This is a genomic window from Amycolatopsis thermalba (assembly GCF_023376025.1).
GTDB classification, from domain to species: Bacteria; Actinomycetota; Actinomycetes; order Mycobacteriales; family Pseudonocardiaceae; genus Amycolatopsis_E; species Amycolatopsis_E thermalba.
The window spans coordinates 2,282,865-2,295,672 of the sequence record NZ_CP091196.1; the positions used below are offsets into that span (position 1 = coordinate 2,282,865).

9 protein-coding genes and 3 pseudogenes are annotated in these 12,808 nt (G+C 73.6%); 3 read left to right on the forward strand and 9 right to left on the reverse strand.

Features of this window, described 5'->3' with window-relative positions:
• Positions 1–2: 2 nt before the first annotated feature.
• From L1857_RS11250 to L1857_RS11280, 7 genes and pseudogenes are all read right to left on the reverse strand, one after another.
• Entirely contained in the window at positions 3–485 is a 483-nt protein-coding gene (locus tag L1857_RS11250) for a YbjN domain-containing protein (protein ID WP_094007778.1), read from the reverse strand.
• A 28-nt stretch (positions 486–513) separates the two neighbouring features.
• Positions 514–1,233: a PP2C family protein-serine/threonine phosphatase gene (locus tag L1857_RS11255; protein ID WP_094007777.1), complete on the reverse strand. Its 720-nt coding sequence runs from the start codon at positions 1,231–1,233 to the stop codon at positions 514–516.
• A gap of 19 nt (positions 1,234–1,252) precedes the next feature.
• A pseudogene (locus tag L1857_RS11260) lies at positions 1,253–2,717 on the reverse strand (glycosyltransferase family 39 protein); the annotation flags it as partial.
• 39 nt (positions 2,718–2,756) lie between these two features.
• Positions 2,757–3,796 (reverse strand): annotated as a pseudogene (locus tag L1857_RS11265) (glycosyltransferase).
• Between the two features lie 49 nt (positions 3,797–3,845).
• Complete coding sequence (locus L1857_RS11270) at positions 3,846–5,705, reverse strand: ArnT family glycosyltransferase (protein WP_249464986.1); 1,860 nt, start codon at positions 5,703–5,705, stop codon at positions 3,846–3,848.
• Complete coding sequence (locus L1857_RS11275; protein ID WP_116113016.1) at positions 5,702–7,213, reverse strand: sensor histidine kinase; 1,512 nt, start codon at positions 7,211–7,213, stop codon at positions 5,702–5,704. The genes L1857_RS11270 and L1857_RS11275 overlap by 4 nt, the downstream gene beginning before the upstream one ends.
• Before the next feature lie 420 nt (positions 7,214–7,633).
• Positions 7,634–8,212: a helix-turn-helix domain-containing protein gene (locus tag L1857_RS11280; protein WP_094007774.1), complete on the reverse strand. Its 579-nt coding sequence runs from the start codon at positions 8,210–8,212 to the stop codon at positions 7,634–7,636.
• Positions 8,213–8,304: 92 nt separating this feature from the next.
• On the opposite strand from L1857_RS11280, the pseudogene L1857_RS11285 reads away from it, so the two are divergent.
• Together L1857_RS11285 and L1857_RS11290 are read left to right on the forward strand one after the other, a co-directional pair.
• Positions 8,305–9,066: pseudogene (locus L1857_RS11285) on the forward strand (NAD(P)/FAD-dependent oxidoreductase); the annotation flags it as partial.
• A gap of 133 nt (positions 9,067–9,199) precedes the next feature.
• Positions 9,200–10,345 carry an MFS transporter gene (locus tag L1857_RS11290; RefSeq protein WP_116113011.1) on the forward strand — a complete coding sequence of 382 codons (1,146 nt, stop codon included), beginning with the start codon at positions 9,200–9,202 and terminating at the stop codon, positions 10,343–10,345.
• On the opposite strand, the gene L1857_RS11295 is transcribed toward L1857_RS11290, so the two are convergent.
• On the reverse strand, positions 10,342–10,749 hold the full coding sequence (locus L1857_RS11295; RefSeq protein WP_094007771.1) for a MarR family winged helix-turn-helix transcriptional regulator: 408 nt from the start codon (positions 10,747–10,749) through the stop codon (positions 10,342–10,344). The genes L1857_RS11290 and L1857_RS11295 overlap by 4 nt on opposite strands.
• A gap of 51 nt (positions 10,750–10,800) precedes the next feature.
• On the opposite strand from L1857_RS11295, the gene L1857_RS11300 reads away from it, so the two are divergent.
• Positions 10,801–11,130: an SRPBCC family protein gene (locus tag L1857_RS11300; protein WP_094007770.1), complete on the forward strand. Its 330-nt coding sequence runs from the start codon at positions 10,801–10,803 to the stop codon at positions 11,128–11,130.
• A gap of 4 nt (positions 11,131–11,134) precedes the next feature.
• Here L1857_RS11300 and L1857_RS11305 read toward each other — a convergent pair whose 3' ends face one another.
• On the reverse strand, positions 11,135–12,682 hold the full coding sequence (locus tag L1857_RS11305; RefSeq protein ID WP_249464990.1) for an FAD-binding oxidoreductase: 1,548 nt from the start codon (positions 12,680–12,682) through the stop codon (positions 11,135–11,137).
• Positions 12,683–12,808 lie beyond the last annotated feature (126 nt).

Below are 12,808 nucleotides of genomic sequence, written 5' to 3' on the forward strand. Positions count from 1 at the left end.
CGTCACTCGTCGTCGGGTTTCGAATCGCCGTCGAGGTCGGCCGCCAGACCCAGGTGTTCGACGAGCCACTTGTCGAACTCCATCGACGCGCGGATCCAGCTGACCGTGCTGTTGACGAAGTGTTCCAGCGCGACACCGGTGCCGATCAGCATCGACTCCTCGCCGATCAGGCGGACCGTCCCGTCGTCGTCGGTGTGGGTGTAGACCTTGGGGAACAGCGTGCGGCGGTTCCAGTCGTCGATCGCCTCCAGCAGCATCGGCTTGTGCTCGATGGCGTGCGGGCGGTCGTAGAAGGCGCGCACGGCGTAGGTCTGGTTCTCCTGCTCGCCCCGGAAGAGGAAGTAGATGCGGTAGTGCTCCCACGCGGCGCCGAGGTCGCCGTCCTCGTCGAGGGCGTGCTTCAGGTCGATCTGGTCCAGGAGCTGTTCGACCAGGCCCTGGTCGGGCACGACGAGGTCCGGCACGGGGGAGGGATCGGTGGTCATCGTGGAGATCCTTCCGCATGCCGCCGGCTCACGCCGGGGTGGCCGTCGGCAGTGGGGTGGTCGTCAGGTCGGGCAGGGCGGGCGCCAGGTCGGCCATCAGGGCGGTCGCGTTGTCCCGGCCGCCCGCGGCCAGTGCGGCGTCCACCAGGGCCTGCGCGCTGTTCGCCGGCACCCGCAGCAGCTCGGCCATCGCGGCACGCGCCAGCGGCTTGTGGACGCCGTCGCTGGTCAGGAGGAGCCCCGCCGGGCCCACCGCCTCCGCGCGGCCGAACTCCTCCGGCCGCGCCGTCCGCACGCTGGTCGTGACCAGGTGCTCCATCCCGGGGGTGGGCACCTGGCCACGATCGCGGAAGTACTGGGCCACCGTGTGGTCCCTGGTCAGCTGCCGCAGCGAGCCGCCGTTCCAGGCGTAGGCCCGCACGTCCCCGACCCACGCCACCCGGTAACCACCGTCGAACGGGGTCGCGACCACCAGCACGCAGTCGCCGGCCGCCTCCGCCCGCACGGCCCGCTGGGCGGCGGCCAGCGCGGCCGCGGGGCCCTGCGACGCGGGCACCTGGACGGCGGTGGACACCGCGACCTGGGCGGCCCGCGCGGCGGACCGCTCGTCCCCGACGCCGTCGGCCAGGGCGAACACGACCTCCCCGGTGCTCGGGTCGGTGTAGGCCGCAGTGGCGTCGGCGTTCACCGAACGCGGGCCGCGGGCGGTCGCGGTGGCCCACACGGGGCTGGAGGTGAGGCGGTACATGGTGACCTCCTTCGTGCTGTTATACCTCCACTTTCCGCGTCGCGCCTGAGGTCAGCCTGTGACCGGCGTGAACCCGGGCTGTGAGCCAGCTCAACTCACCGGCGCCCCGCATGCCCTGCCCGTCGGCGGGGTAGTACTTGATCTCGCCGGCCGCGACGGAGGCCCGGAACTGCTCCAGCGTCGGTGAGTCGTCGCCGCCGTCCCAGCCGCCGATGGCGATGACCGCCTTGCCGCCGACTGCGACCCGCCGCCGCCCGCTTGGTCGTGGTCTGGGACAGCGCCGTGGTGAGCTCCGCCGAGGAAAGCTCCCGGCCCAGGCCGCTCATCGTGCTGCTGACCGGGCCGGACGCCGGGGTGGAGCCGGTGTGCGCGACGCTCGCGGTGGTCACCGCATACGCCGCGCCGCCCAGGCCGAAAACCAGCACCGCCGCCGTGACGAGCACGGTCCCGATCCGCTTGAACTGCGTTACGCCGACCAGCAACCCGGTCGACACCAGCAGCCCGAGCGCGACGACCGCGAACTTCAGCCACGGCAGGTAGTCCGGCGTGCGGGCCAGCAGGATCTAGTCCCACACCGCGGCGACCGCGACCATCCCGGCCAGCACCGCGCGGGCGGAGGAGTTCGCCCGCGCCCGCCACAGCGCCCGGCCCGCGATCGCGATCAGCGCGGCGATCGCCGGGGCCAGCGCGACCGAGTAGTACGGGTGGACCGTGCCGCTCATGAAGCTGAACACGCCCGCCGTCACCACGAGCCAGCCGCCCCACCGCAGCAGCGACAGCCGGGTGCGGTCGGTGCGCGGCGCGCGCCGGGTGAACCACAGCCCGGCGACCAGGCCGAGCACCGCGGCGGGCAGCAGCCAGGAGATCTCGGTGCCGAAGGCGGAGCCGAACATCCGGAAGACGCGGGTGCGGCCGCCGAAGCCGGTGCCGCCGCCGCCCATGTTGCCGTCACCGCCGAAGATGCGGCCCAGGCCGTTGTAGCCCAGCGCCAGCTCCAGCAGGCTGTTCGTGGTCGAGCCGCCGATGTAGGGCCGGGCCGACGCGGGCCAGAGCTCCACCAGCGCGACGTACCAGCCGGCCGAGACGACCACGGCGACCAGGGCGCCGAGCAGGTGCAGCACCCGGCGGCGCACCGAAGCCGGGGCGGCCACCAGGTACACCAGCGCGAACGCCGGGAGCACCAGGAACGCCTGCATCATCTTGGTCAGGAACGCGAAGCCGATCGCGACATCCGCCAGCGCGAGCCACTTCCCGCTGGCCTTCTCGGTGGCCCGCACGGTGCAGTAGGCGCCCGCGAGGAGCAGCAGCACCAGCAGCGCGTCCGGGTTGTTGAACCGGAACATCAGCACGGCCACCGGTGTCAGCGCGAACGCGGCCCCGGCGAACAACCCTGCCACGGGACCGGAGGTGCGCTTCACGGTCGCGTACAGCAACCCGACCGAGGCGACGCCCATCAGCGCCTGCGGCGCCAGCACGGTGAAGCTGGGGTCATGGGGTGAACTCCCGCTCGTTGGTGGACCGGGTCAGTGCTGCCGGCGCGGGTGGAACACCCAGCCGCGCAGCAGGACGAATCGCAGGACGGCGGCGAGGTTCGCCGGCACCAGGACGGCCAGCTCGAGCACGAGTCCGGGCGCGGTGAGGCCGTGCAGCAGCGCGAGCGATCCGCTGGTGAGGACGAGCCCGAGCCCGAACACGATCAGGCCCTCGAACTGGTGCCGTCCCGCGCCCTTCGCGCCGCGCACGCCGAAGGTGAACCGGCGGTTGGCGGCCGTGTTGGCGATCGCGGTGACGCCCAGGGCCAGGAAGTTGGCGAGCTGCGCACCCGTGCCCAGGCGCAGCACGAGGAACAGCACGAGGTAGGCCAGGGTGCTGCCGACGCCGATCGCCGCGAAGCGGACCAGTTGCGTGGCGAGCCGTGGTGGCACCCCGGGCGCCGCGACACCGATCGGCAGCGTGCCCTTGGGAACGCGCGCAGCAGGCGGGCCACGCCCTTGAGGTCGGCGGTGGCGGTCGCGACGATGTCCACCGACGAGTCCGGGTCGTCGACCCAGTCCACCGGGACCTCGTGGATGCGCAGGCCGGCGCGCTGCGCGAGGACGAGCAGTTCGGTCTCGAAGAACCAGCCGGTGTCCTCGACCAGCGGCAGCACTCCGCGCACCACACGCGCGCCGCGGGCGAGCCGCGAGCCGATCGCGACGTCCGAGTGCCCGGAGATCAGCGGGGCGACGAGCGGCGCCAGCGCGGCGAGATCGGTCGACAGGTCGACATCCAGGTAGGCCGGCACCTGGGCGTCGGAGGCGGACCAGACGGCGTTGAGCGCGCGCCCGTGGCCCTTGAGGTCCAGGTGGTGCACCTCGACCTCGGCGAACTCGCGCGCGAGCCGTTCGGCCACCAGCAGGGTGGTGTCGGTGCTCGCGTTGTCGGCGATGGTGATGCGGAAGCGGTAGGGCAGGGTGGCGACCAGGTGCGCGTGCAGCCGGCGGACACTCGGTTCGAGGTCGGTTTCCTCGTTGTGGACCGGGATGACGACGTCGAGAACCGGGTTGGCGGTCCGGGTGTCGATGCTGGTGGTGCCGGGGCTGTGCGCTGACTTTGCAGAAGTCTTGTGCTGCCTAGGAAGTCAGGTCGTACACCGTGACACCGTCCACAGTGGTCGCCGTGAACGTGGCCGCCACCCATGCGGCGATCTCCTCCGCCGCGTCGCTGCCGCCGGTGCTGTTGATCTCCGTGGGTTCGCCGATGAAGTAGTGGATCCGCCCGTCGGCGACGTAGGCCTGGAACTGCTCCAGCGTCGGGGACGGGTCGGTGCCGTTGAACCCGCCCAGCGCCATCACCGGGAAGCCGGACGCCAGCTGGTAACTCGCCGCGGGGTTGGAGCCGACCGTGGCCGCCACCCACGTGTAGTTCTCCGCGTCGGCCTGCAGCAGTGCGGTCATCTCCGCGCTCGGTGTCGTCGTGATGAGCAGGCTGCCGACACCGCCGCCGCGAGGACCGCCTCGTCCGCCGAACCCACCGAACCCGCCGCTGTCCGGCCCGGCCGAGGGGATCGCCCCGGAGTGCGGCGTGGCCGCGGTCGCGACGGTGTACGCGCCGGACCCGAGCAGCGAACCGACCAGCGCCACCACCGCGACCACGCGGGCACCGGCGCGCGGCAGCCGGTCGGACACCAGGATCAGCACCGCGGCGGCCAGCCCGGACAGCAGCACCACGTACTTCAGCCACGGCAGCCACGTGGATTCCCGCGTCAGCAACAAGTACGCGGTCAGCGCGGTGAGCCCGACACCGCTGGACAGCAACCCGGACGCGATCGGGTGCGCCCGCGCCCGCCACAGCCGCACGGCCCCGGTCCCGGCGAGCGCGGCGACCGCCGGGGCCAGCGCGACCGTGTAGTACGGGTGGATGATCCCGCTCATGAAGCTGAACACGCCACCGGTCACGACCAGCCAGCCGCCCCACAGCACCGCCGCGGCACGCGTGCGGTCGGTGCGCGGCGCGCGCCAGGTCAGCCAGACGAGCGCGCCGAGCGCGATCGCCGCCGCCGGCAGCAGCCAGGCGATCCCGCCGGCCATCTCGCTGCCGAACAGCCGCGCCCAGCTGCCGTCGCTCTGCGCGCCGCCCAGGCTGCCGACCTCGTCGCCGGTGATCCGGCCGACGCCGTTGTAGCCCAGGGTCAGCTCGAGGATGCTGTTGGTCTGCGAACCGCCGATGTAGGGCCGCGCGGACGCCGGCCACAGCTCGGCGACCGCGAGGTACCAGCCGGCCGAGACGACCACCGCGCCCAGCGCACCGAGCAGGTGCAGCAGCCGCTTGCCCAGCGACGTGGGCGCCGCGAGCAGGTAAGCGATCCCGAACGCGGGCAGCACCAGGAACGCCTGCAGCATCTTCGCCAGGAAGCCGAACCCGGCCGCGACCCCGGCCAGCGCCAGCCACTTCGGGCTCGCCTTCTCCAGCGCCCGCACCACGCAGTACGCGCCGAGCACGAGCAGCAGCACCAGCAGCGCGTCCGGGTTGTCGAACCGGAACATCAGCGCGGCCACCGGGGTCAGCGCGAGCACCGCGCCGCCCAGCAGGCCCGCGGCCGGTCCGGACACCCGGCGCACGGCCGCGAACAGCGCCCACACCGAGCCGACGCCCATCAGCGCCTGCGGCACGAGGACGCTCCACGAGCTCAGCCCGAACAGCCGCACCGACAGGCCCATCACCCACAACGCGGCGGGCGTCTTGTCGACGGTGATCGCGTTGGCCGCGTCGCTGGAGCCGAAGAACCACGCCTGCCAGCTCTCGCCGCCGGCCTGCGCGGCGGCCGAGTAGAACGCGTTGGCCCAGCCGGACGCGCTCAGTCCCCACAGGTAGAGCACGGCGGTGACCAGCAGCAGCCCGGCCAGCGCCGGGCGCACCCAGACCGGCCGGGGGCGCGGACTGGCGGGTTCGGGGGTCGGGGGTGCGGAGTCACGCTCGGCGAGGGCCGTCATGACGTCACTGTCACCGGCCGAGCTTGGTCGTCGTTGTGGCGTTCCTGTGCGAAACCTGTGCGTGGCAGCCGCACCTCGAACTCGGTGCGGCCGGGTCTGCTGTGGACACCGACCGTGCCGTGGTGCGCGTGCACCACCGCGGCGACGATCGCCATGCCGAGACCGGTGCTGCCGGCCGCGCGGGAGCGCGAGGAGTCGCCGCGCGCGAAGCGTTCGAAGACGTGCGGCAGCAGGCCGGGGGCGATCCCGGGGCCGTCGTCGGTGACGGTCAGGACCGCGGTGCCGTCCGCGGACACCGCGAGCCGCGTGGTCACGGTCGTGCCGGGCGGGGTGTGGGTGCGGCCGTTGGTGAGCAGGTTGCCGAGCACCTGGTGCAGGCGCTGGGCGTCGCCGGTCACCACGACCGGGTCCGGCGGCAGTTCGAGCCGCCACCGGTGCTCGGGCCCGGTGATGTGCGCGTCGCCGACCGCGTCGGCGACCAGGCGGGTGAGGTCGACATCCCCGGCGTCGAGCGGGCGGCCCGCGTCCAGGCGGGCGAGCAGCAGCAGGTCGTCGACCAGCGTCGTCATGCGGTCGGCCTCGGACTCGACCCGGCTCATCGCGTGCGCGATCTCCGGCGGCACGCGCCCGCCGCCGCGCCGGGTCAGCTCGGCGTACCCGCGGATCGCGGCGAGCGGGGTGCGCAGCTCGTGGCCGGCGTCCGCGACGAACTGGCGCACCCGCATCTCGCTGTTCGCACGGGCGTCGAGCGCGTTGTCGATGTGCACGAGCATCCGGTTCAGTGCGTGGCCGACCTGCCCGACCTCGGTCGAGGGATCGGTGTCGGTCACCGGGACGCGCACCGACAACGCGACGTCGCGGCGGTCCAGCGGCAGCTCGGTGACCTGCGCCGCGGCCGCGGCCACGCGGTCCAGCGGGCGCAGGGTCCGGCGCACGACGAACGCGCCCACGAACCCCGCGCCCAGCACGGCGATCGCGGCGACCGCGGCCAGGATGATCCCGACGGTGACCAGCGTGTCCTCGGCCTGGTCCAAGGGCAGGCCGAGGATCAGCACGGCGCCGTCGTCGATCGTCGCGATCACCCGGTAGTCGCCGCCGGACAGCGAAATCGTGTGTGCGTGACCGTCGACCGGCACCTCCAGCAGGGCCACGGCGTCGGTGGCGGGCAGCGCTTGGGCCTCGTTCTCCGGCGAACCCGGGATCTGGGCGAGGGTCGCCGCCGCGCGGACCTGGCCGCCGGAGAGCTGCGCGTACAGCGTGCCCTCCGCGGTGCCCGGGATGTGCAGCGGATCGTCGCCGGCCGGCCCGTCGAAGTGCCGGGTCCGCTCGACCGCGTCGCGCACCTGCGCGTCGACCTGCTGGGTGAGGAACCTGCTCAGCGCGAACTCGCTGATCACGCCGACCACCAGGCACACCACGGTGAGCAGCGCGACGAGTGCCGCGATCAGCTTGGTCCGCAGCGGCCGGACGCGCCGCGGTCGCGTCCCGGCCCGCGGATGCGGGGTCATGCCACGACGATCCGCCTGGATCGTGTGGAGTCCTTGTGGAGTTCCTGTGCGGCGGCTGTGTCCGGCCGGGCACAGAAATCCTTTGGCCCTGCCACAGTCCGCGCACAGCGGAGCCGCTGAAGTGGTCGACGCGCAAGACCGTCGCTGCGATCGCCGTCGCGATCTACGCGGCCGGCGGGTCGGCCGACGCCTCGGCGACGGAACGCGCTGCACGGCGAGTACGTCGTCTCCGACGGCAACGGCGGCTACACCGCCCACACGCTGACCGAGGGCGACCAGGCCGGCACCGGCACCCCCGGCGGCAGCCAGCAGGGCGTCCTCCCACGCCGCGACGACGGCACCGCGGACTCGGGTTCGAGCTGACCTCGGTCCACGGCGCGACGGTGGCCGGTGTGGAGCACGACTTCCGTGGTTGCGCCGCTAGCGGGCCCGCGCGCGGAGGTGGATGCGTTCGCCCTGCCGGCCGAACAGGCTGAGCACCTCGACGCCGCCCCGGCCGGCCGCGCCGAACCAGTGCGGGATCTGGCAGTCGAACTCGGCCGCTTCGCCTGCGGCCATCACGAAGTCGTGGTCGCCCAGCCGGACCCGCAGCCGCCCGCGCAGCACGTAGAGCCATTCGTAGCCGGCGTGGGTGCGCAGGTGCGGTTCCTCGTCGTGCGCGGGGATGATCATCTTGTACGCCCGCGGCTCGCCCTGGTGCCGCGACAACGGGATCAGCACCCGGCCGTCCTTGCGCGTCGGCTCCTGCGGCACGCGTGGATCGACGATCCGGGGCGCGGCGACGATCTCGTCGAGCGGGATGCCCAGCGCCGTGGTGACCGGCAGCAGCAGTTCCAGGCTCGGCTTGCGCTGCCCCGATTCCAGCCGGGACAAGGTGCTCGTCGAGATCCCCGTGGTCCGCGCGAGATCGGTCAGGCTGACGCCCTTCCGTTCCCGGGCGCGCCGCAGCCGGGGTGCGATCTGCTCGATGACGGCGCCGACGGCCGGTTGTGAGTCCACGGCACGCAGTGAACCAAGGCGTCCCGGTTTTGGCAACGTTCGTTGTCGGGACCGGCCGGATCTCCGGATGCTCGTGGCGGAGGTGATCCGACATGGAGAACACACTGTGGGACGCGGTGATCATCGGCGGCGGGGCGGCCGGTCTGTCGGCGGGGGTGGTGCTGGCGCGGGCGCGGTTCGCGACCCTGGTCGTCGACGCCGGCGAGCCGCGGAACGGGCCCGCCGGCCACATGCACGGCTACCTGACCCGGGACGGCATGGCGCCCAAGGAGTTCCTCGCCACCGGGCGCGACGAGTTCACCCGCTACGGCGGCACCGTCGAGCGGGCCACGGTGGCCGCCGCCCGGCGCGACCCGGACGGCACGTTCGAGATCCGGCTCGGCGACGACCGCGTCCTGCGGGCGCGCTCGGTGCTCGTCGCCACCGGGCTGACCGACGAGCTGCCGGACATCCCGGGGCTGGCCGAGCGGTGGGCGTCCGAGGTGCACCACTGCCCGCACTGCCACGGCTACGAGGTGCGGGGGCGGGCGGTGGTGGTCATCGGCAGCGCCCATCTGGCGGCGCTGATGCGCCGGCACAGCCCCTCGGTCACGTTCTGCCCCAACGGCACCGAAGTCGGCCCCACCGAGCGGCACCGCCTCACCGCGTACGGCGTGCGCGTGGTCGACGCGCGCGTCACGCGGGTTAGCGACGGGCTCACCCTTGAGCTCGACGACGGCGGGACGCTCACCTGCGACGCGATCTTCGTCCAGTCCCGGCCGGTGCCGCACGACGCCGTGCTCAACGCGCTCGGGGCGCGCCGCGACCCCGGGAGCGGGCTCGTCGACGTCGACCGCCAGGGTGCCACGGACGTGCCCGGCCTGTGGGCCGCCGGCAACGTGGTCAACCCGAGGGCGCAGGTCGTCGCGGCCGCGGGGCGGGTGGCACCGCGGCCATCGCCATGTCCTCCTGGCTGCTGGAGCGGGAGCTCGCCGGGGGCGCGGCCCGATGATCGCCACGCAGACCCGCAACCGGCTGCTCGCCGGGGTCTACCTGCTCGGGTTCAGCCTCTTCGCGATGGGCACCGCGGAGTTCCTGCTGGCCGGGGTGCTGCCCGCGGTGGCCACCGACCTGGACGTCCCGCTGTCGTCCGCCGGGTTCCTGATCACCGCGTTCGCGCTCGGGGTGGTGCTCGGCGGGCCGCCGTTCGCCGTGCTCAGCCTGCGCTGGCCCCGCCGAGCCACGCTGGTCGTGACCCAGGCCGTCTTCGCCGCGAGCGTGGTCGCCGGGCTGCTCGGCGACTACCCCGTGCTGCTGGTCAGCCGGGCGGTCTCCGGCATCGCCTACGCCGGATTCTTCGCGGTGGCGTCGGTGACCGCGATCAGCCTGGTGACACCCGACCGGACCGCCCGCGCCTCCGGGGTCGTGGTGAGCGGGCTCAGCGTGGCGATGGTCGCCGGCGGGCCCGCGGGCACGCTGCTGAGCCACTTCACCGACTGGCGCGGCGGCTTCTGGGCGGTGGCGGCGCTCACGGTCGCCGGGATCGGCGGGTGCCTGCTCGGCATCCCGGCGGCGCCGAACCACGCGGCCCGGCCCAGCGTGGCGCGCGAACTGGCGACCATGCGGAAACCGGCGTTGTGGCGCCTGTTCGCGATCACGATCCTGACCACGGCCGCCTACATGATCACGTTCAACTACCTCGCGGCCATGCTCACCGTGCCCGGGGTGTGGATCCCGGCGATCCTCGCGCTCTTCGGGGCCGGCGCGTTCGCCGGGCTGTCGATCGGCGGCCGCGTGTCCGATCGGCGTCCGCACCTCGCGCTGGTCACGGGTGCCGCCGCGATCGTGGTCCTGTCGGTGGTGATGGCTGTCGCGGTCCGGCACGGATGGGTGGTGGTGCCGGTGGTCTTCCTGCTCGGCGTGGCGGCGTTCGTGCTGAACCCGGCGATCTACGGGCGCGTCTTCACCGTGGCGGCGGACGCGCCGACGCTGGCCGGCGCCACCACCGTGTCGGCGTTCCAGCTGGGCATCAGCATCACCCCGGTCCTGGCGGCCGCCGCGCTGAGCCGGGGCGCGCCGCTCACCTCGGTCTGCCTGATCGGGGCCGCGCTCGCCGCCACCGCGATGCCGCTGATCCGGCTCGACCGGCGCTAGGCCTCGTCCGCGATCCGGGCCAGCATCGCGCGGAACGCACGCTGCTCGGCCGCGCTCAGCGCGCCGAGCAGTTCGTCCTCCAGCGCGCGGATGCCGGCCCGGGCCGCGGCGTGGCGGGCTTCGCCGTCCGGGGTCAGCCGCACGATGTGGGAGCGCCGGTCGGCCGGGTCCCGCTCGCGCACGACCAGACCGGCCTCGGCGAGTTCGTCCAGCAGGCCGATCAGGCGGGTCTTGTCGTAGCCGATGGCCTTCGCCAGCGCGAGCTGCGACGTCGCCGGGCGCTCGGCGAGGCTCGACAACGCCGCGTACGCCCACATCGAGAGCCCGTGTTCACGCAGCACGGGCTCTTCCGCCTTCATCAACCGCCGCACGATGCGCGCCAGCGAAGCGCCGAGATCCGTCACGCCCCGAATCGTAGAGTGACAAAACGATACGCAAGCGCGTACGATCAGCGCATGCAGACAATCACCGAGTCCATCTCGATCGCCGCCGCGCCCCAGACCGTCTTCGACCTCGTGTCCGACCCCGGGCAGCTGCCCAAGTGGGCTCCCGGCGTGGACGCCACGCGGGTGAACGTCCGCGCCTCCCGCGAGCACGGCACCGTCGACTTCTTCGCCGCCGACAACCCGGACGCCGGCGTCTACACCCGCGTGCTGCCCAACGGCCCGGGCGCGGAGTACCAGTTCACGATGTTCTTCCCGGACGGCACGCCGGAGACCGCGGTCGCGGAGCAGGCGTCGGTCGTGCGGGGCGAACTGGAGACCGTGCGCGCGCTCTGCGAGTGAGCGCTCAGGGCCGGTGGAAGTGCTCCACGTGCACGACGTCGTCCGGCACCCCGTGCTCGGCCAGCGCGGCCCGCACCGGCCCGGCGACCTCGGACGGCGCGCACACCAGCCACTCGTCCACCTTCGCCGGGTGCAGGCGCACCTCCAGCAGCGCCCGGATACGCCCCGGGTCCAGCCCGCCCGGCACGTACCGCTCGTACGAGATCGCCAGCGCCTGCCCGATGCTGTCGAACGGCCGCGACCCCCGCGAGTAGCGCAGCGACGGGTCGCGCTCGTCGGTCCGGTAGTGGGTCACCCGCAGCCGCCCCTCGAAGCGGCGCGTGTATTCCGACAGCTCGTCGGCGAACAGCGCGTCGTCCCCCGACCGGTTCACGTACAGCAGCGTCACCCGGCTGCGGGGCGAGGTCTCCAGCAGGTGCACCACGACCGGCAGCACCGGGGCGATCCCCGAACCCGCCGCCACGGCCACCACGTGCCGCGGCCGCGAGCGCAGGGTGAACGTCCCGGACGGCGGCCGGGCCAGGACCCGGTCGCCGAGCCGCAACCCCGTCGCGTATTCCGAGAACCGCCCGCCGGGCACCCGCTTGATCGCCACCCGCAGCTCCGGCTCGTCCGGGCACGCGCAGATCGCGTAGCTGCGCTCCACCGGCTCGCCGCCGATCTCGGCCCGCAGCACCAGGTGCTGCCCCGGCGCGAACCGGAACACCTCGCGCAGCCCGTCCGGCACGGCGAGGGTGACCGCGACGGCCTCCCCGGTCAGCCACCGCACGCCGGTGACGGTCAGCGGGTGGAACTCCGCGGGCGGCGCCTCGGCGACCGACGCCGGCGGCTCCGGCGCACGCGGCGCGGGGATCGCGGCGTAGCGGTAGAACGGCTGGCTGGGCCGCTCGGCGTGCATCCGGTGGTAGCCGGTCGGCCGCCGCCGGGGATGCCAGTCGTGGCACCACGACACGAGCGTGAGCGCGAGCCGCTGCGGCAGCAGGTAGACCACCGCCAGCTCCCACCCGTGCCCGGTGCCGACCACGGCGGCCAGCACGCACGGCAGGAACACGAGCATCGCGAGCATCTCGGCGCTCTCCGCGGTCGGCCGCCCGGGTGTGGACAGGTAGCGCCACGCGTACCAGAGGTCGACGGTCGCCCAGCGCGCCGGGAGCGTCCACGCCGGGCCGCGCGTGTTCCACGGCGTGAGGTGCTCCGGCGAGCCGGACCGGTGCTGGGTCAGGTGCACGTACCGGGCCGCGGGGAAGCCGCCGAACGGCGACACGAACGGCACCGTCAGCCGGCCGAGCACCTCGTTCACCCACGTGAGGCTGCCCGCCGCGTGGTGCGCGGCCTCGTGCAGCACGGTGAAGAGGGCGACCACGGCGAGGGTGTGCAGCGGGACGGTCACCCACGCCGGTGAGTGCCAGACGAGCGCGAGCAGGGTCGCCCAGCCCCACAGCGCGAGCCCGGCGACCAGCAGCCCGGCGGTCGGCACGACCACCACCGGCAGGCGCGTCCGGGGTTCCGCCAGAGCCTGCGGAACGCCCTGGACCTGGGCATCGGCTATCACGAACCGGGCTCCTGGGGACGGCGGGACGGCTGGACCAAGACCGTAGACAAAGGGTGTGGAAATGTAAACGGAGAGTCCGCGCCCGGACCCGGCGGCCGGGGAAGCAGGGTCCGGCCGGTGCTGTCA